This window comes from Sulfitobacter sp. 1A12779 (assembly GCF_043557315.1).
In the GTDB taxonomy this organism is placed as follows: Bacteria; Pseudomonadota; Alphaproteobacteria; order Rhodobacterales; family Rhodobacteraceae; genus Sulfitobacter; species Sulfitobacter faviae.
Window position 1 is genome coordinate 428,471 of sequence record NZ_JBIFFU010000001.1, and the last position, 16,475, is coordinate 444,945.

A 16,475-nucleotide genomic window follows, 5' to 3' on the forward strand; every position below is an offset into this window, starting at 1 on the left:
CGCGATGCGCAGAGAGATTGACCGGGCAGAGATGGAAGCCGCCGTGGGCCGTGAATTGGGCGTCTCACCGTGGTTCGTGATGGATCAGGCGCGGATCGACGCTTTTGCCGATGTGACCGAGGACCATCAGTTCATCCATGTTGACCCGCTCCGCGCGGCCAAGACGGATTTTAGCGGCACCGTGGCGCATGGGATGCTCACCCTATCGATGATGTCGGGCATGGCTTACGGTGCGCTGCCGGTGGTGGCGGGAACGAAGGCGTCGATCAACTACGGGTTCGACAGCGTGCGCTTCATCGCACCTGTGCATTCCGGCAAGCGGATTCGGGGAAGGTTCACGCTGGCCGAGGCGCAGAGGCGCGGGCGGGGTGGCCTGATGACCCGCTTTGCCGCAACGGTAGAGATCGAAGGCGCCGCGCGGCCTGCGCTCAAGGCGGATTGGCTTGTGCTCTATCAGTTCTAGGCGAAGCCCTTGAGCACGCTTGGCCAAGGCAAAGGCGGGCGCACAGGGATGCGCGCCCGCTTTGTGGGTTCACTTAAGCGGATTGCTCAACCCTTTCCGACATTCTCTTCAAAGGCCGTTTTGAACGCCTCTTTCTGGCTGTCGTTCGCATCGGTCTGATAGTTGGCTTTCCATTCGTCCATCGTCATCCCGTAGAACAACTCGCGCGCCTCGTCCTTGCCCATCTCGATCCCGCGTTCGTTAGCGGCCTCTTGATACCAGCGCGACAGGCAGTTGCGGCAAAAACCGGCGAGGTTCATCATGTCGATGTTCTGCACATCCGTCCGATCTTCCATCAGGTGTTTCTGCAACCGGCGAAAGGCGGCGGCTTGCAGTTCGATCTCTTGTTGGCTGGGCATGACAGCTTCCTTCTCATATCACTGGACGGGACCGCGATGGACCGTCATTCTGATGAAACCTTTGACAGGCACTCATGGGGGCGCTAGGCCACCGGACAGGCGATGTTATCGTTAACATTCGCTCTGGGGACATAGGACACGAAGGAACAGATATGAGACGTTTGCGCAATGTAAAGATCGTGGCCACGCTTGGGCCAGCCTCCGAAACCCGAGAGGTGATCGCGGCATTGCACAACGCCGGGGCGGATGTTTTCCGCCTGAACATGAGCCACGGAAGCCACGAAGAGATCCGGGAAAAGCACCGGATCATCCGCGATATCGAGAAAGAGACCGGCGGCGCGATCGGCATTCTGGCGGACCTTCAGGGGCCGAAGCTGCGCGTTGGCGTGTTCGAGGGCGACGGGCCAACCTTGGAAGAGGGCGCGTCTTTCCGGCTTGATCTTGACGAGACGCCGGGCGATGCGACCCGCGTCTGCCTGCCCCATCCTGAGATTTTCGCAGCCCTTGAGCCGGGCGCGAGCCTTTTGGTCAATGACGGCAAGATCCGCCTCAAGGTGCGCGACTGCGGCCCGGATTTCGCCGATTGCGAAGTGGTGACGGGCGGTGTCATCTCAAACCGCAAGGGCGTGAACGTGCCCGACGTGCTGCTGCCGCTGGCCGCGCTTTCCGAGAAAGACCGCGCCGATTTGGAGTTCGTCTGCGAATTGGGGGTCGACTGGCTCGCCCTCAGCTTTGTCCAGCGGCCCGAGGATGTGACCGAGGCGCGCGATCTGGTCAGAGGCCGGGCGGCGGTGCTGTCGAAGATCGAGAAGCCCGCGGCGGTGGAGCGGTTCGAGGCGATCTTGGATGTCAGCGACGGCATCATGGTGGCGCGGGGCGATTTGGGCGTGGAGCTACCGGTGCAGAATGTGCCGCCGATCCAGAAACGTCTGGTGCGCAAATGCCGCGCGGCGGCCAAGCCGGTGATCGTGGCGACACAGATGCTCGAATCGATGATCGAAAGCCCGATGCCGACCCGCGCCGAAGTCTCGGACGTGGCAACCGCAATTTACGAAGGCGCCGATGCCGTGATGCTGAGCGCTGAATCCGCCGCCGGGGATTACCCGCTACAGGCCGTGGCAACGATGGATAACGTGGCTCAAGAGGTCGAAGCCGATGCGACCTATACGCAGATCATCGAATCATCGCGCACGGCGGATCGCACCACCGTGGCCGATGGCATCGTCGCCGCCGCGCGTGAGATTGCCGAGACGACGGACATCAAGGCGATCTGCTGCTTTACCCAATCGGGCACCACCGCCCTGCTGACCGCCCGCGAACGGCCCCGTGTGCCGATCATCGCCCTGTCGCCGCTGGTCAACACCGCGCGCCGTCTGGCGCTGAGCTGGGGCACGAATTGCATCATCACCGATGGGCATGACCGGTTTAAACTGGCGGTGCTGAGCGCCGCGCGGGCCGCATTGTCAGAGGGGTATGCGGGGCCGGAGGATCATATCGTCGTCACTGCCGGTGTGCCCTTCAACGTGCCGGGCAGCACCAATATTCTGCGCGTCGCCCCCTGTGACGAACGTTTGATTTACGCCTCCGATCCAGAGTAGCCTTTCCCTGGATAGGGGGATGTTGCGTGGACTCTGACTTGGCAATGGTGGTGGGCATCGTTCTGGCGGTGCTGTCGATCCCCTCGATCCTGTCTGCGGTGACCGACCGTCGGTCGCCGCGCGCCTCGGCCATCACGATCTTGATCGCGGGCGGGCTGATCGTCTTTGCGCTGCGCGAAAATCCGGGGCGCTATTCCTTTGAGAACCTGCCGGAGGTCTTCGTCTCGGTCGCGGCGGACTTCTTGCCCTGAGGGGGCGTGCGAAACTTCTTGCATCCCTGACCGACCGCGCCTATACGGCGCATCTTAGCCTGCACGACCGGCCTCAAGTGGCATGCCGAGTCGTGTTTATACCGAACTCAAAAGACGGAGACGGAAATGCCCAAGATGAAGACGAAATCGAGCGCCAAGAAGCGCTTCAAGGTCTCGGCGACCGGCAAGGTCATCGCCAGCCAAGCCGGCAAACAGCACGGCATGATCAAGCGGACCAACAAGTTCATCCGTAACGCACGCGGCACGACAACCCTGTCGGAAGCCGATGCAAAGATCGTCAAGGGCTTCATGCCCTACGCCCGCTGATTAAGGAGAGCCGAGATGTCCCGAGTTAAAGGTGGTACAGTCACCCACGCGCGTCACAAGAAGATCATCAAAGCCGCAAAAGGCTACTATGGTCGGCGCAAGAACGTCTTCAAGGTCGCCACGCAGGCGGTCGACAAGGCCAACCAATATGCAACGCGTGACCGCAAGAATCGCAAGCGCAACTTCCGCGCGCTGTGGATCCAGCGGATCAACGCCGCCGTGCGCAGCCACGACGAGGCGCTGACATACAGCCGCTTCATCAACGGTCTGACGCTGGCCGGCATCGAAGTGGACCGCAAGGTTCTGGCCGATCTGGCCGTGCACGAGCCCGAAGCCTTCGGTGCGATCGTCAAGCAAGCGCAGGACGCGCTGGCGGCCTAAGCCAAAATTGCTTTGAATTTGCGAAAGCCCTGCCGGATGGCGGGGCTTTTTGCGTTTGGGGGATCTGCGTTTCGGGCCGTCGTGCGGGGCTTGCCATAATCTTGCCCCGATAATCCCTTGCCACGGCCTTGCCTGCTCCTCACCCCCATGGACAATGTGCCCCAACGACAGGTCACTGTGCAGCTATCTGCACCGGTGCCGCAGCAATTGGCGCTGTTTGTCGGCAAGTTATTTGTAAAAGGTGGGGACGTTTATGCCCGGAATTGTAGTCAACAGGTTGGACGAAGACCCGCATGAGACGGTCTATGGTATTCGCGACGATACCAGTTCGCGCGGCGCCGATCTTGAGGGCGCGCGGATCACGCTGACCTATGCCGATGGCTCGGTCGAGACGCTGACGTGGCACGCAACGGATCCCTATACGAATGGCGCGGCGGTGGGGGAGGATACGCAGATGTCCTTCGGCTATGACTGGCACCATCTTGAGACGACCAAGCCGCTCGCCACGATGGAGATCGACCTTCAGCCCGCCAGTTCCGTCTTCGACACCACCACCACGGCGGACGACGACCCCAATGGCGGCTCGACCCCCACGTCGCTTGAGGGGTTTCCCTTCCGCGTGGAGTCCGGTTCGCGGGATTTGGCCGGTGATCTTGAGGTGACCTATTCCGGCATCGTCAATCTGGCGGGCAGCCCGGCTGCGGGGGATCTTTTCACGACCATGACCGTCGATTTCTCAGACCTGCCCGAGGGCGGGTTATTGGGCAATCTGGCGTGGAAATCCGACATCGACACGATGCGCGAAGAGGGCGATCTGGTCTCGACCGGCGTGGCCTGTTTCGCGCGCGGCACGCTGATCACCACCGAAGCGGGCGATCTCCCGGTCGAGGCTTTGGCCCCCGGCGTGCGCGTGCTGACCCAAGGCCACGGCTATCAGGAGCTTGTCGCAGCGCTGCGCCGTTCGGTCGGGGCAGGGGAGTTGGCGAAGAACCCCAAGCTCTACCCCATTCGGATCAGTGCTGGGGCCTTGGGCGCGGGGCTGCCCAAGCGTGACCTCATGGTCTCAAGGCAGCATCGCATGGTCGCGCGTTCAGGCATCGTCAAGCGGATCTGCGGCGCGATGGCCGTGCTCGTTGCCGCGGTCCGGTTGACCGAACTGCCGGGGGTGCATGTGGATGAGGGCGTCTCACAGGTGGAGTATTTCCACTTGGTCTTTGAAAAGCACCAGATCGTCTATGCCGAGGGCGCGCCGAGCGAGAGTTTCTTGCTGAATGCCGACACCGTGAAAACCCTCGGTCAGGCGCAGCGCGAGGAGTTTGCGACGCTCTTCCCCGCTTTGGTTGAGGGCGACGGCTTCGGTGCCCCCGCGCATCAGATCCCCGCGGGGCCCGTGCAAAAGCGGTTGATCGCGAAGCACAAGAAAAACGGGCGCGCCCTGCTATCGGTTTAGGGTGTCGGGGTCATAGGGATTGTGGCTGGCGGCGGTCAGGTTGATTCCATCCTGTGCTGCGCGATGCGCAATCGCCTCTTCGCTGCGGTTCAGTTGCACCGCGATCACGCTGGTCGCCGTGCCCTCTGCCGCAAGAATGCGAAGCTGTTCGAGGTCTTCGGCGCTCCATGGGGCGCCGGTGCTGCGGTCATAATCTGCCATGTCGGAGGCTCCTTTCACGGGCAAAACACGGCGCGGGCTGTGGCGGTTCCTCCCATGAGGGAGAGGGGGCGCGGACTTGCGCCCCCACCTGCCGTCACTTCAAGAGCGCCAGCATCTCTTTCGCCGCTTCCTCGGACGAGGCGGGGTTCTGGCCGGTGACCAGCTTGCCGTCGACCAGCACATAGGACGCCCAATCGTCGCCCTTGCTGTAGTCGCCGCCGTTTTCCTTCAGCATGTCTTCGACCAAGAAGGGCACCACGTCGGTCAGGCCAACGCCTTCTTCCTCGGTGTTGGTAAAGCCGGTGACGCGTTTGCCCGAGACCAGCGGCTTGCCGTCGGCTTGGGTATCTTTGAACACGGCAGGCGCGTGGCAGACGGCACCCACGGGGCGGTCGGAGGCCCAGAAGGTTTCGATCAGGCGCTTGCTGTCGGCATCATTGGCCAGATCCCACAGGGGGCCGTGGCCGCCGGGGTAGAAGATCGCATCGAAACCGTCCGCGTCCACATCGCCCAGCACTTTGGTCGAGGCCAGCGCCTGCTGCGCGGCAGCGTCGTCTTTGAACCGGCGGGTGGCATCGGTCTGCGCGTCTTCGCTGTCGCTATTGGGGTCGAGCGGCGGCTGCCCGCCCTTGGGTGAGGCGAGGGTCACATCCGCGCCCGCGTCTTTGAAAACGTAATAGGGGGCGGCGAATTCTTCGAGCCAGAAACCGGTCTTGTTGCCGGTGTCGCCCAATTCGTCATGCGATGTCAGAACCATCAGAATTTTCATCAGTCTCTCCTTTCGGGGGAGGTTGGGCGCGCCGCTGAAGCAGGGCGCGCCGAGGGGATGCGGCCTAACGCTTTGCAGAGGTGGTGGTTCCCCCATGGCGCCACAACCCCTACGGCTTGCATTCGAGGGGCGAGAGGGCTAGCAGGACGGGGTATTATTCCAAGGGCCTGTCATGGACGATCTGAAGCAAAAGTACCTGAGCCAAATCGCCGATGCTGGCGACGAATCCGCGCTGGAAGACATCCGGCTGGCCGCCGTGGGCAAAAAGGGCGAAGTCGCGCTGAAAATGCGCGAGCTGGGCAAGATGACCCCCGAAGAGCGTCAGGTCGCCGGGCCCGCGCTGAACGCGCTGAAGGACGAGATCAACTCGGCGCTCTCGGCCAAGAAGGCGGCCCTTGCCGATGCCGCGCTGGACGAGCGTCTGCGCAGCGAATGGCTCGACGTCACGCTGCCCACGCGGCACCAGCGTCAGGGCAGCATCCACCCGGTGAGCCAAGTGACCGAGGAGCTGACCGCGATCTTCGCCGAGATGGGTTTTGCCGTTGCCGAAGGTCCGCGCATCGACACCGATTGGTACAACTTCGACGCGCTGAACATCCCCGGCCACCACCCCGCGCGGGCCGAGATGGACACCTTCTATATGCATCGGGCCGAGGGTGATGAACGCGCCCCTCATGTGCTGCGCACCCATACCTCCCCGGTGCAGATCCGCACCATGGAGGCCGAGGGCGCGCCTTTGCGCATCATCTGCCCCGGCGGCGTCTACCGTGCCGACTACGACCAGACCCACACGCCGATGTTCCATCAGGTCGAGGGGCTGGCGATCGACAAGGACATCTCCATGGCGAACCTCAAGTGGACGCTTGAGGAGTTCTTCTCGGCCTTCTTCGAAATCGACGGCATCAAGACCCGCTTCCGCGCCTCGCACTTTCCCTTCACCGAGCCGTCGGCTGAGGTCGACATCCAGTGTTCCTGGGTCGACGGCCAGCTGCGCATCGGCGAGGGCGACGGCTGGATGGAGGTGCTCGGCTCCGGCATGGTGCACCCCAAGGTGCTCGCCGCCGGCGGGATCGACCCCGACAAATGGCAGGGCTTCGCCTTCGGCATGGGGATCGACCGGATTGCGATGTTGAAATACGGCATCCCGGATCTGCGGGCGTTTTTTGATTCAGACCTGCGCTGGCTGCGACACTATGGGTTTGCGAGCTTGGATCAGCCGAATTTGCATGGTGGGTTGTCGCGGTGAACTGCGCAGCTAGCCTGCGGCGACCGCTGTAGGAACATCAAAAGACACCGCGTGGGGCATGTCTGATATGAAACTCTTTCGACACGAGAACCGCGAGAACAACGCCCGGTCTCGCGAGCTTTATGCGAAATTCGAAATTGCCTACACGCTTATCGATTTTTGCGCGGCAGTTTGCTTCATCGTCGGCTCTGTGCTGTTTTTCTTCGAGAGTACGCAGACCAGCGCGACATGGCTCTTTTTGATTGGGTCGATCTTCTTTGCGGCCAAGCCTTGCCTGCGGGTGGTCCGCGAAATCAAACTTTATCGGATGGGCGATATGGCCGATCTGGCCAAACGTTACGAGAATTAGGGAACGATCATGAAATTCACCCTCTCCTGGCTCAAGGACCATCTCGACACCACGGCGTCGATTGATGAGATCACCTATGCCCTGACCGACCTCGGCCTCGAGGTCGAAGGCGTCGAGAATCCGGCTGCGAAGCTGGCCGACTTCACCCTCGGCTACGTGCAATCGGCCGAGAAACACCCCGATGCCGACCGGCTGAACGTCTGTCAGGTGGAGACCGACGAGGGCGTCATGCAGATCATCTGCGGCGCGCCGAATGCCCGCGCGGGCATCACCGTCGTCGTGGCCAAGCCGGGCGTCTATGTGCCGGGCATCGACACCACCATCGGCGTCGGCAAGATCCGCGGCGTGAAGAGCTTCGGCATGATGGCCTCCGAGCGCGAGATGGAGCTGAGCGAGGAGCATGACGGCATCATCGAGCTGCCCTCGGGCAAGCCCGGTGACCGTTTCATTGACTGGCTGGCGCAGAATGACCCGGCGAAGGTCGACCCGGTGATCGAAATCGCCATCACCCCCAACCGCCCCGATGCGCTTGGCGTGCGCGGCATTGCGCGTGACCTCGCCGCGCGGGGTCTGGGCAAGCTCAAGCCGCGCGATTGCGATGTGGTGGAGGGCAGCTTTGCCTCGCCGATCAGCGTCAGCATCGACGACGACACGGTAGACGGCTGCCCGGTGTTCTATGGCCGCTTGATTAAAGGCGTGAAGAACGGCCCCAGCCCGCAGTGGCTGCAGGACCGGCTGCGCGCCATCGGGCTGCGCCCGATTTCGTTCCTCGTGGACGTGACCAACTTCTTCACCTTCGACCGCAACCGCCCGCTGCATGTCTTCAACGCCGACAAGGTCGCGGGCAACCTGCGCGTGCACCGCGCCAAGGGCGGCGAGGAAATCGCGGCGCTGGACGAGAAGACCTACACCCTGCAGGAAGGCCAGATGGCCATCTCCGACGACAGCGGCGTGGAAAGCATCGCGGGCATCATGGGCGGCGAGGCGACCGGCGTGACCGAGGAGACGGTGAACGTCTTTGTCGAGAGCGCCTATTGGGACCCGGTGCAGATCGCCTATGCGGGCCGCGCGTTGAAGATCAACTCGGACGCGCGCTACCGGTTCGAGCGCGGCGTCGACCCGGCCTTCACCCCCGAGGGGCTTGAGCATGCCACGCGGATGATCCTCGATCACGCGGGAGGCGAGGCCTCGGAGGTCGTGGTCGCAGGGCAGGTGCCGGACACGTCGCGCGCCTACAAGCTCGACTCCGCGCGGGTGCAATCGCTTGTCGGCATGACGATCCCCGAAAGCGCGCAGCGCGAGACGCTGACCGCGCTTGGCTTCGTACTCGACGGCGACATGGCGCAGGTGCCAAGCTGGCGCCCTGATGTGCAGGGCGAGGCCGATCTGGTCGAGGAAGTCGCGCGCATCGCTTCGCTGACGCAGCTCGAAGGCAAGCCCCTCCCGCGCCTGACCACGGGCGTGCCACGCCCGGTGCTCTCTCCCATGCAGCGCCGCGTGGTGACGGCGCGGCGCACGGCGGCCGCGCTCGGCTACAACGAATGCGTAAGCTACAGCTTCATCGACCAAGCCTCGGCGGCACTCTTCGGCGGTGGCACCGATGCGACGCGGCTGGAGAACCCGATTTCCTCGGACATGAGCCACATGCGCCCCGACCTGCTGCCGGGCCTCTTGCAGGCCGCCGCCCGCAATCAGGCGCGCGGCTTTGCCGACATGGCGCTGTTTGAGGTCGGTCCCGCCTTCTCCGGGGGGGAGCCGGGCGAGGAGCAGGTCATGGTCTCGGGCCTTCTGGTCGGACGCACAGGCCCACGCGACGTGCATGGCGCGGCGCGCGCGGTGGATGTCTACGACGTGAAAGCCGATGCCGAGGCGGTGCTGGCCGCCATCGGCGCGCCCGCCAAGGTGCAGATCCTGCGCGGCGCTGATGAATGGTGGCACCCGGGCCGTCACGGCAAGATCTGCCTCGGCCCGAAAAAGGTGCTGGGCGTCTTCGGCGAGGTGCATCCGCGGGTTCTGGCTGCGATGGACGTGAAAGGCCCGGCGATGGCCTTCACTCTCTACCCCGCCGAGGTGCCGCTGCCGCGCAAATCCGGCGCCACGCGCCCGGCGTTGCAGATCAGCGACCTGCAGGTGGTCGAGCGTGACTTCGCCTTTGTCGTCGATGCCGATGTGGAAGCACTGACGCTGGTCAATGCCGCCAAGGGCGCCGACAAGACCCTGATCGACGATGTCCGCGTCTTCGATGAGTTCATCGGCGGCAGCCTTGGCGAAGGCAAGAAATCCCTCGCTATCACCGTGCGCCTGCAACCCAGCGACAAGACGCTGAAGGATGCAGACATTGAAGCCGTGGCTGCTAAGGTGGTCGAAAAGGTGACCAAGGCCACGGGCGGCGTGCTGCGCGGCTGAACCAAGGAAGGACGGAAGCGATGAAAGTCTACCTCTCCGGTGAAATCCACACCGATTGGCGCGAACAGATCACCGAAGGGGCCAAGGGTCTCGACGTGACCTTTACCGCACCCGTCACCGACCACGCCGCCTCTGATGACTGCGGCGTGGCGATCCTCGGCGCGGAGGACGACAAGTTCTGGCATGACCGTAAGGGCGCACAGATCAACGCGATCCGCACCCGCAAGGCGATTGCCGAGGCGGATGTCGTCGTGGTGCGCTTCGGTGACCAATACAAGCAATGGAACGCGGCCTTCGACGCGGGCTATGCCGCAGCACTTGGCAAATCGCTGATCATCCTGCACGGCCCCGACCACGCCCATGCGCTGAAAGAGGTCGACGCCGCCGCGCTGGCCGTGGCCTCCGAGCCTGCGCAGGTGGTTGAGATTCTGCGCTATGTCTTGACCGGTACGCTGCCGGGGTGACGCGGCAGCGGGGCTAGCCGCGTTGAAATTGAACATCTATCAAGGGTTTAAGCGCGAATCGATTCGGTAGCATGCTGGACGCCGCTGCTTTGCGGACTAAACCTTCACTAGCTGGAGGTTCATCAGCCGTGATCTGCCCCCCGAAAGGCAGGCCATATCCGACCCCCGCTGCCGTGCCAAAGTTGCGTGGCGGGTTAACTTTGGAAGGAGAAGGTCCATTTTAGCCGACACGCCCGCAGAGCAGGACGAGCGTCTAGAGACGCTCTATTCCTATGATATTCTTGATACCGAAGCCGAAGCGGATTTCGACGATATTGTCGAGCTTGCGTCCAAAATCTGCGAAACGCCCGTCTCTCTGATCAGTCTGGTTGATGAAAAGCGCCAATGGTTCAAGGCGCGCGTCGGGTTCGAGCCGCATGAGACGGCCCTTGATCAATCGGTCTGCTCTCATGCCATTCTCGACGAGGGCTATACCGAGATTGCGGATATGGGGGCGGATCCGCGCACCTCGGACAATCCGCTCTATGTTGGCGACCCTCGGGTGAAATTCTATGCCGGTGCCAATCTTGTCGCGCCGAACGGCCAGCCGATTGGCACGCTTTGCGTGCTGGATACCAAGCCGCGGACCTTGAACGATTTCCAGCGCCAAGCGCTGCAAACCCTGTCGCGCCATGTGATGATGCAGTTGGAATTGCGCAAGAAGATCCGCATCGAAGCGGCGCTGCGCGCCGAGATGGACCACCGGGTGAAGAACTCGTTCCAGACCATCGCCTCATTGCTGCGCATGGCGACACGCAAGGTGCAAGACCCCGACGCCAAGGATGTGCTTGCCCTTGTCGAGCGCCGTTTCGGCGCGGTGGCATCGCTGCACAGCGAGTTGATGGGGCAGGGTGGCCGAAGCAAGGTGCAAACCAAGTCCTACCTCGAACAGCTGAACAAGCTTCTCGCCGCCAGCGCGCCGGACCACGTTACCATCTTTTGTGCGGCTGAGCCGGGCGAGTTGCAGGCCGTGCAGGCCTCAGCCCTCGGCATGATCGTGAGCGAATTCGTGGCCAATTCAATTAAACACGCCTTTGCCGGGGACCGGGCGGGGGAGATCAAAATCTCCCTACGGCGGCAGGAGGGGGCCGAGGGCTGGCTTTTGGAATGCCGCGACAATGGCTGCGGCCATGCCGGTGCCGTCTCGGGGGCCGATAGCACGGGGCTGGGGCGGATGTTGATGGCCACGGCAGCCGAGCAGTTGAACGGGCGTCTGACGACCGATTTCAGCCCCGAGGGCGCGCTTTTGCGGGTCTGTTTTCGGGAATGAACGGGCGCGGGCCGTAAAACGCGCGATTTACCGTAAAACTTTATTGACCGTTCTATATGCTAGTCCGCACTATCGACCGTGATGGCGGGGTTATCGTCGCGCCTTAGAATAGGGACAGAACTGTGATTCAAGAATTCAAGGATTTCATCGCCAAGGGCAATGTCATGGACATGGCCGTTGGTATCATCATCGGCGCGGCCTTCACGGCGATCGTGTCGTCACTGGTGGCCGATCTGATCAATCCGATCGTCGGGCTTTTCACGGGCGGGGTGGATTTCACCAACAACTACGCGGTGCTTTCGGGCGATGTGCCCGCGAGTGCCTCGCTTGAACAGGCGCGGGAGGCGGGGGCGTCGGTCTTTGCCTATGGCTCGTTCCTGATGGCCGTGATCAACTTTTTCATCATCGCTTTCGTCGTCTTCATCTTGGTGAAGATGGTGAACCGTGTGAAGGCCGCCGCAGAAAAGCCGGACGAGGTGGCACCCGAGGTCGAAACCGGTCCGTCGCAGCTCGATGTATTGCTGGAAATTCGAGACGCTTTGAAGACGCGCTGAGCGCTGCTTTCGAAATGGAAAGGCCCGCCAATCTGGCGGGCCTTTTGTTTGGCCGCTGTCGTTCAGCTCGCGATGGCCTGATCCGCGGTGATGCTGTCGAGCCCAAGCGCTTCGCCCACGGCGGCATAGGTCAGCTTGCCCGCGTGGACGTTCAGCCCGGCTTTGAGGTGCGGGTCATCCGCGCAGGCCTGTTTCCAGCCCTTGTCGGCCAGTGCCAGCATGAAGGGCATGGTGGCGTTGCCAAGCGCGATGGTCGAGGTGCGCGCCACCGCGCCGGGCATATTGGCCACGCAGTAGTGCATGATGCCGTCGACCTCATAAACCGGGTCTTGGTGAGTCGTCGCCTTGGAAGTCTCGAAGCAGCCGCCTTGGTCGATGGCCACGTCGACCAGCGCCGCGCCGGGTTTGAGTTCCGACAGTTGCGCGCGGCTGATCAGCTTGGGGGCCGCGGCCCCGGGGATCAGCACCGCGCCGATGATCATATCGGCCTCACGCGCCAGTTCGACGGTGTTGCCCGCGCTGGCATAGGCGGTCTTGAAGGTGCCGCCATAGATGTCATCGAGATAGCGCATCCGGGGCAGGGAGCGGTCGAGCACGGTCACATCTGCGCCCATGCCCGCGGCGATGCGGGCCGCATGGGTGCCGACGACGCCGCCGCCGATGACCATGACTTTAGCCGGGCCGACACCGGGCACGCCGCCCATCAGCACGCCGCGCCCGCCATTGGCCTTTTGCAGCGTCCATGCCCCGACCTGCGGGGCCAAACGGCCCGCGACCTCGGACATCGGGGCCAGAAGGGGCAGGCCGCCATTGCGGTCGGTCACGGTTTCATAGGCAATCGCCGTGCAGCCCGAGACCAGCAGATCGTGGGTTTGATCCGGGTCGGGCGCGAGGTGCAGATAGGTAAAGAGCAATTGCCCTTCGCGCAGCATCTTGCGTTCGCCCGCCTGTGGCTCCTTCACCTTGACGATCATGTCGGCTGTGGCAAAGATTTCCTCGGCCGTGTCGATGATGCGCGCCCCGGCGGCGGTGTAATCCGCATCTTCAAAGCCCGCGTCGACCCCGGCCCCCGCCTGCACGATAACCTCATGCCCATGGGCGATGGCTTCTTGTGCGGCATTGGGCGTCAGGCCGACGCGGAATTCCTGCGGTTTGATTTCTGTCGGGCATCCGATTTTCATGGGGGTTCCTCCTCCTCCGTAGTGGGACAGGGCTATCATATCTGCCGTGCATATCGCTGCGAAATGGGGGTCGCCAAGGGGCGCATCATTCGAATATAATCGCGCTGGATTGCTTCCTCACGCGAAAGTATTGCGCATATGGCCTTGGATGAGATTGATCGGCGTGTTTTGCGGGCTTTGCAGCGCAATGGGCGGATGTCCAATGCCGAACTGTCAGAGGTGGTGCATCTGTCGCCCTCGGCCTGCCATCGCCGTGTACAGCGGTTGGAGAAGGAAGGGTATATCCGCGATTATGTCGCCCTCTTGGACCCGCGGAAGTTGGATATGCCGACGACGGTCTTTGTGGAGATCACTTTACAGGCGCAGGCCGAAGAGGTGTTGGAGGCTTTCGAGAAGTCGGTCTCGCGCATTCCCGATGTCTTGGAGTGTCACCTGATGGCCGGGACGGCGGATTACCTTTTGAAGATCGTGGCCGAGAATACCGAAGATTTCGCCCGGATTCATCGCCAGCATTTGGCGCGGCTGCCGGGGGTGGCGCAGATGCAGTCGAGTTTCGCGCTCAGGACTGTGTGCAAGACCACGGCGCTGCCGGTATAGCTGGAAAGCCCGGAATCAAGGCCGTAAGGCCGCCGGGCAGCGCTCCCCCACAAAACAAAACCCCCGCTGCCATGGGCACCGGGGGTTCTATATCTGTCGCGTGTCGCGGGGATGATTTACATCATACCTTCGCGTTGCGCTTTTTTGCGTGCCAGCTTACGGGCACGGCGGATCGCTTCAGCTTTCTCGCGCGCTTTTTTCTCGGACGGTTTCTCGAAATGTTGCTTGAGCTTCATTTCACGGAAAACGCCTTCGCGCTGGAGCTTTTTCTTCAGAGCCCGGAGGGCCTGATCGACGTTGTTGTCGCGAACACTAACCTGCATGTGGTTGTCACCACCTTTCTAGGATAAAGTTGCAAGGAATTGCAGGAAATGGGCCTATAACAGCCTATATCACGTTTGTCCACCCCATCACGCCCCGATAGGAGCCCGCCATGACACCGCCCAAGGCCGACCCAAAGGACCAATTGCTGGATGCCGCATTGATGCATGTGCCGTTTGATGGCTGGTCGCCCGCGACCTTCAACGCCGCGATCAAGGACAGCGGTCTGGACCCGGCGCTGGCCCGTGCGGTCTGCCCGCGCGGGGCGGTCGATCTGGCGGTGGCCTATCACCGGCGCGGCGATGCCAAGATGGTCGAAGGCTTGGCGCAGGCCGATCTGTCGGCGCTGCGCTTCAGGGACCGTATCGCCAAGGCGGTGCGCTTGCGGCTGGAAGCCGGGGATCGTGAGGCGATCCGCCGGGGCAGCACGCTTTTCGCTCTGCCGCATCACGCCCCCGAAGGGGCCGGGCTGATCTGGGAGACCAGCGATAAGATTTGGACCGCGCTTGGCGATACCTCGGAAGATGTGAATTGGTACAGCAAGCGGGCCACGCTGTCGGGGGTCTATTCGGCCACGCTGCTTTATTGGCTGGGGGATGCCAGTGAGGGGCATCAGGCGACATGGTCGTTCCTCGATCGGCGCATCGACGATGTGATGCAGATCGAAAAGCTTAAATCCCATGTGCGCGAAAGCCCGACGCTGAGCCGTCTGATGGCCGGGCCGAACTGGCTGTTGAGCCATATCAAAGCCCCACGCGGGCAAGGTGACCCCGATCTGCCGGGCCGTTGGACGCCGCCGAGCTGAGGCGCGCTGCGGGCTTCCACGCCCGCGCGGCAGGTGGTAGGGCGGGGCACCCGGTTTTACCACAGGCGCCCGATGACCAATCCGACCCTTCCGCTCATCGATATTGACAGCATCAGCTACACCCCCGGGGGCACGCCGGTGCTGCGGGGCGTGAGCCTGAGCTCCGATGCCGAGCGGATCGGCATCGTGGGCCGCAACGGCTCGGGCAAGACCTCTTTCGCGCGGGTTCTGTCGGGGCTGGTGGCCGCCGATGAGGGGCAGGTGCGGATTGCCGGAGTCGATGTGGCCCGCGACCGCCGCCGCGCGATCGGGGCGGTGGGCATCCTGTTCCAGAACCCGGACCATCAGATCATCTTTCCCACGGTGGAAGAGGAAATCGCCTTTGGCCTGCGGCAGATGGGCCAATCCAAGGCCGAGGCCGCGCGGGGCGTGGCGGCGATCCTTGGTCAATTCGACAAGGGCCATTGGGCGCAGGCGTCGATTCACCAACTCTCCCAAGGGCAGCGGCAGTTGGTTTGCCTGATGGCGGTCTTGGCGATGCAGCCACGGGTGGTGGTGTTGGACGAACCCTTTGCCGGGCTCGACATCCCCACGCGGTTGCACCTTGAACGGGTTTTGGCGGGGCTGGAGCTGACGCTGGTCCATATCACCCACGATCCGGCGGCGGTGGCGGCATACGATCACGTTCTCTGGCTGGAGCGCGGCGAGGTCGTCCAGCAAGGCAGCGCCCGCCCGGTGCTGCGCGCCTTTGAGACGCGGATGAAGGAATTGGGGGCGAGCGATGATCTCTCTGACCTCGCCGGTTGAGACCCGCGCCCATGGCTGGCCCGCCGGGGCCAAGCTGGGGGCGCTCTGCCTGGCCACGCTTCTGCTCTTCGGGGTGGAGGACCCGGTTTGGCAAATTCTCTTCTGTGCCGGGATGCTGCTGCTCTATGCCCTACCGGGGCGGGCCTTCCTGCGGGCCGGGTTGGGGCGTCTGTGGATGCTTTGGCCTTTCGTCGGGTTGATCCTGCTGTGGCATGTCTTGACCGACGATGCGGAGGCGGGGCTTGTGATCGCGCTGCGGATGGTCACCGCTGTGGGGCTTGCGAACCTCGTCACCATGACCACCAAGCTCAGCGATATGATGGGGGTGGTGCATTGGCTCGCCGCCCCGCTGCGCCGTTTCGGGCTCCGCACGCGCAGCCTTGAGTTGGCCGTGGCGCTGGTGGTGCGTTTCACCCCCGTACTGGCGGCCAAGGGGCAGATGCTGTCGCTGGCGTGGCGGGCGCGGTCGCGCAGGCGGGCGGGCTGGCGCGTGGTGATGCCCTTCACGGTTCTGGCCATCGACGACGCCGAACATGTGGCCGAGGCGTTGCGTGCGCGGGGCGGTCTGTAATGCTTGACCGGGGCAAGGGGGTGGCCT

Annotated in this window: 22 protein-coding genes; 16 read left to right on the forward strand and 6 right to left on the reverse strand. The window is 63.0% G+C overall.

From position 1 onward, the window contains the following. Window positions 1-4 precede the first annotated feature (4 nt). Window positions 5-463, forward strand: a complete 459-nt coding sequence (locus tag ACGYLQ_RS02105; protein WP_394440107.1) for a MaoC family dehydratase — start codon at window positions 5-7, stop codon at window positions 461-463. 86 nt (window positions 464-549) lie between these two features. Here ACGYLQ_RS02105 and ACGYLQ_RS02110 read toward each other — a convergent pair whose 3' ends face one another. Continuing rightward, window positions 550-861 carry a DUF1244 domain-containing protein gene (locus ACGYLQ_RS02110; RefSeq protein ID WP_067264526.1) on the reverse strand — a complete coding sequence of 104 codons (312 nt, stop codon included), beginning with the start codon at window positions 859-861 and terminating at the stop codon, window positions 550-552. Window positions 862-1,013: 152 nt separating this feature from the next. Between ACGYLQ_RS02110 and pyk the strand changes: the two genes are divergently transcribed. The 5 genes from pyk (at window position 1,014) to ACGYLQ_RS02135 (ending at window position 4,868) form a co-directional block, all read left to right on the forward strand. Next, on the forward strand, window positions 1,014-2,459 hold the full coding sequence (pyk, locus tag ACGYLQ_RS02115) for a pyruvate kinase (RefSeq protein ID WP_271692464.1): 1,446 nt from the start codon (window positions 1,014-1,016) through the stop codon (window positions 2,457-2,459). 26 nt (window positions 2,460-2,485) lie between these two features. Then, window positions 2,486-2,710, forward strand: coding sequence for a hypothetical protein (locus ACGYLQ_RS02120; protein WP_067264509.1), 225 nt, complete (start codon window positions 2,486-2,488; stop codon window positions 2,708-2,710). 126 nt (window positions 2,711-2,836) lie between these two features. Next, a complete protein-coding gene (gene rpmI, locus ACGYLQ_RS02125; protein ID WP_067264506.1) occupies window positions 2,837-3,037 on the forward strand; it encodes a 50S ribosomal protein L35 in 201 nt (66 codons plus the stop codon). A 15-nt stretch (window positions 3,038-3,052) separates the two neighbouring features. Then, window positions 3,053-3,418: a 50S ribosomal protein L20 gene (rplT, locus tag ACGYLQ_RS02130; RefSeq protein ID WP_067264504.1), complete on the forward strand. Its 366-nt coding sequence runs from the start codon at window positions 3,053-3,055 to the stop codon at window positions 3,416-3,418. A 253-nt stretch (window positions 3,419-3,671) separates the two neighbouring features. Next, window positions 3,672-4,868: a Hint domain-containing protein gene (locus ACGYLQ_RS02135; protein WP_394440109.1), complete on the forward strand. Its 1,197-nt coding sequence runs from the start codon at window positions 3,672-3,674 to the stop codon at window positions 4,866-4,868. Here the strand turns inward: ACGYLQ_RS02135 and ACGYLQ_RS02140 are convergent. Continuing rightward, window positions 4,857-5,069: a hypothetical protein gene (locus ACGYLQ_RS02140; protein WP_394440111.1), complete on the reverse strand. Its 213-nt coding sequence runs from the start codon at window positions 5,067-5,069 to the stop codon at window positions 4,857-4,859. The two genes, ACGYLQ_RS02135 and ACGYLQ_RS02140, sit on opposite strands and share 12 nt — an antisense overlap. A 94-nt stretch (window positions 5,070-5,163) precedes the next feature. Continuing rightward, entirely contained in the window at window positions 5,164-5,838 is a 675-nt protein-coding gene (locus ACGYLQ_RS02145) for a type 1 glutamine amidotransferase domain-containing protein (protein WP_209216575.1), read from the reverse strand. Between the two features lie 172 nt (window positions 5,839-6,010). On the opposite strand from ACGYLQ_RS02145, the gene pheS reads away from it, so the two are divergent. The 4 genes from pheS to ACGYLQ_RS02165 all read left to right on the forward strand — a co-directional run bounded on the left by pheS (window position 6,011) and on the right by ACGYLQ_RS02165 (window position 10,303). Then, the gene (pheS, locus tag ACGYLQ_RS02150; RefSeq protein WP_394440113.1) at window positions 6,011-7,084 is read left to right on the forward strand and encodes a phenylalanine--tRNA ligase subunit alpha; all 1,074 of its coding nucleotides are present in this window, start codon (window positions 6,011-6,013) and stop codon (window positions 7,082-7,084) included. A 67-nt stretch (window positions 7,085-7,151) separates the two neighbouring features. Beyond that, window positions 7,152-7,433: a YrhK family protein gene (locus tag ACGYLQ_RS02155; protein WP_322329665.1), complete on the forward strand. Its 282-nt coding sequence runs from the start codon at window positions 7,152-7,154 to the stop codon at window positions 7,431-7,433. 9 nt (window positions 7,434-7,442) lie between these two features. Further along, complete coding sequence (gene pheT / locus ACGYLQ_RS02160) at window positions 7,443-9,839, forward strand: phenylalanine--tRNA ligase subunit beta (protein WP_394440115.1); 2,397 nt, start codon at window positions 7,443-7,445, stop codon at window positions 9,837-9,839. 20 nt (window positions 9,840-9,859) lie between these two features. Then, window positions 9,860-10,303 (forward strand): YtoQ family protein, encoded by a 444-nt coding sequence (locus tag ACGYLQ_RS02165; protein ID WP_209216571.1) that lies wholly within the window; start codon window positions 9,860-9,862, stop codon window positions 10,301-10,303. Window positions 10,304-10,556: 253 nt separating this feature from the next. Here ACGYLQ_RS02165 and ACGYLQ_RS02170 read toward each other — a convergent pair whose 3' ends face one another. After that, window positions 10,557-10,721: a hypothetical protein gene (locus ACGYLQ_RS02170; RefSeq protein WP_394418417.1), complete on the reverse strand. Its 165-nt coding sequence runs from the start codon at window positions 10,719-10,721 to the stop codon at window positions 10,557-10,559. Here ACGYLQ_RS02170 and ACGYLQ_RS02175 point away from each other — a divergent pair. Then, complete coding sequence (locus ACGYLQ_RS02175; protein WP_394440247.1) at window positions 10,662-11,612, forward strand: histidine kinase dimerization/phosphoacceptor domain -containing protein; 951 nt, start codon at window positions 10,662-10,664, stop codon at window positions 11,610-11,612. The two genes, ACGYLQ_RS02170 and ACGYLQ_RS02175, sit on opposite strands and share 60 nt — an antisense overlap. A gap of 122 nt (window positions 11,613-11,734) precedes the next feature. Continuing rightward, a complete protein-coding gene (gene mscL / locus ACGYLQ_RS02180) occupies window positions 11,735-12,166 on the forward strand; it encodes a large conductance mechanosensitive channel protein MscL (protein ID WP_394440117.1) in 432 nt (143 codons plus the stop codon). A 62-nt stretch (window positions 12,167-12,228) separates the two neighbouring features. On the opposite strand, the gene ald is transcribed toward mscL, so the two are convergent. Next, entirely contained in the window at window positions 12,229-13,347 is a 1,119-nt protein-coding gene (gene ald, locus ACGYLQ_RS02185) for an alanine dehydrogenase (protein WP_394440119.1), read from the reverse strand. Window positions 13,348-13,485: 138 nt separating this feature from the next. On the opposite strand from ald, the gene ACGYLQ_RS02190 reads away from it, so the two are divergent. Next, a complete protein-coding gene (locus ACGYLQ_RS02190) occupies window positions 13,486-13,944 on the forward strand; it encodes an Lrp/AsnC family transcriptional regulator (protein WP_120351940.1) in 459 nt (152 codons plus the stop codon). A gap of 116 nt (window positions 13,945-14,060) precedes the next feature. Here ACGYLQ_RS02190 and rpsU read toward each other — a convergent pair whose 3' ends face one another. Further along, window positions 14,061-14,267, reverse strand: coding sequence for a 30S ribosomal protein S21 (gene rpsU, locus ACGYLQ_RS02195; protein ID WP_007118112.1), 207 nt, complete (start codon window positions 14,265-14,267; stop codon window positions 14,061-14,063). 110 nt (window positions 14,268-14,377) lie between these two features. Between rpsU and ACGYLQ_RS02200 the strand changes: the two genes are divergently transcribed. The 3 genes from ACGYLQ_RS02200 to ACGYLQ_RS02210 all read left to right on the forward strand — a co-directional run bounded on the left by ACGYLQ_RS02200 (window position 14,378) and on the right by ACGYLQ_RS02210 (window position 16,448). Next, complete coding sequence (locus ACGYLQ_RS02200) at window positions 14,378-15,070, forward strand: COQ9 family protein (protein ID WP_209216567.1); 693 nt, start codon at window positions 14,378-14,380, stop codon at window positions 15,068-15,070. Window positions 15,071-15,142: 72 nt separating this feature from the next. Further along, window positions 15,143-15,877, forward strand: coding sequence for an energy-coupling factor ABC transporter ATP-binding protein (locus ACGYLQ_RS02205; protein ID WP_394440121.1), 735 nt, complete (start codon window positions 15,143-15,145; stop codon window positions 15,875-15,877). Beyond that, window positions 15,852-16,448 (forward strand): energy-coupling factor transporter transmembrane protein EcfT, encoded by a 597-nt coding sequence (locus ACGYLQ_RS02210; protein ID WP_394440123.1) that lies wholly within the window; start codon window positions 15,852-15,854, stop codon window positions 16,446-16,448. The genes ACGYLQ_RS02205 and ACGYLQ_RS02210 overlap by 26 nt, the downstream gene beginning before the upstream one ends. Window positions 16,449-16,475: the final 27 nt, after the last annotated feature.

Excerpts from the sequence above, each read along its gene's own strand:
- ACGYLQ_RS02105 (WP_394440107.1), top strand. The coding sequence starts at position 5 with ATGCGCAGAGAGATTGACCGGGCAGAGATGGAAGCCGCCGTGGGCCGT.
- ACGYLQ_RS02110 (WP_067264526.1), bottom strand. The coding sequence starts at position 861 with ATGCCCAGCCAACAAGAGATCGAACTGCAAGCCGCCGCCTTTCGCCGG.
- pyk (WP_271692464.1), top strand. The coding sequence starts at position 1,014 with ATGAGACGTTTGCGCAATGTAAAGATCGTGGCCACGCTTGGGCCAGCC.
- rpmI (WP_067264506.1), top strand. The coding sequence starts at position 2,837 with ATGCCCAAGATGAAGACGAAATCGAGCGCCAAGAAGCGCTTCAAGGTC.
- rplT (WP_067264504.1), top strand. The coding sequence starts at position 3,053 with ATGTCCCGAGTTAAAGGTGGTACAGTCACCCACGCGCGTCACAAGAAG.
- ACGYLQ_RS02135 (WP_394440109.1), top strand. The coding sequence starts at position 3,672 with ATGCCCGGAATTGTAGTCAACAGGTTGGACGAAGACCCGCATGAGACG.
- ACGYLQ_RS02140 (WP_394440111.1), bottom strand. The coding sequence starts at position 5,069 with ATGGCAGATTATGACCGCAGCACCGGCGCCCCATGGAGCGCCGAAGAC.
- ACGYLQ_RS02145 (WP_209216575.1), bottom strand. The coding sequence starts at position 5,838 with ATGAAAATTCTGATGGTTCTGACATCGCATGACGAATTGGGCGACACC.
- pheS (WP_394440113.1), top strand. The coding sequence starts at position 6,011 with ATGGACGATCTGAAGCAAAAGTACCTGAGCCAAATCGCCGATGCTGGC.
- ACGYLQ_RS02155 (WP_322329665.1), top strand. The coding sequence starts at position 7,152 with ATGAAACTCTTTCGACACGAGAACCGCGAGAACAACGCCCGGTCTCGC.
- pheT (WP_394440115.1), top strand. The coding sequence starts at position 7,443 with ATGAAATTCACCCTCTCCTGGCTCAAGGACCATCTCGACACCACGGCG.
- ACGYLQ_RS02165 (WP_209216571.1), top strand. The coding sequence starts at position 9,860 with ATGAAAGTCTACCTCTCCGGTGAAATCCACACCGATTGGCGCGAACAG.
- ACGYLQ_RS02170 (WP_394418417.1), bottom strand. The coding sequence starts at position 10,721 with ATGCGGCTCGAACCCGACGCGCGCCTTGAACCATTGGCGCTTTTCATC.
- ald (WP_394440119.1), bottom strand. The coding sequence starts at position 13,347 with ATGAAAATCGGATGCCCGACAGAAATCAAACCGCAGGAATTCCGCGTC.
- ACGYLQ_RS02190 (WP_120351940.1), top strand. The coding sequence starts at position 13,486 with ATGGCCTTGGATGAGATTGATCGGCGTGTTTTGCGGGCTTTGCAGCGC.
- rpsU (WP_007118112.1), bottom strand. The coding sequence starts at position 14,267 with ATGCAGGTTAGTGTTCGCGACAACAACGTCGATCAGGCCCTCCGGGCT.
- ACGYLQ_RS02200 (WP_209216567.1), top strand. The coding sequence starts at position 14,378 with ATGACACCGCCCAAGGCCGACCCAAAGGACCAATTGCTGGATGCCGCA.
- ACGYLQ_RS02205 (WP_394440121.1), top strand. The coding sequence starts at position 15,143 with ATGACCAATCCGACCCTTCCGCTCATCGATATTGACAGCATCAGCTAC.
- ACGYLQ_RS02210 (WP_394440123.1), top strand. The coding sequence starts at position 15,852 with ATGATCTCTCTGACCTCGCCGGTTGAGACCCGCGCCCATGGCTGGCCC.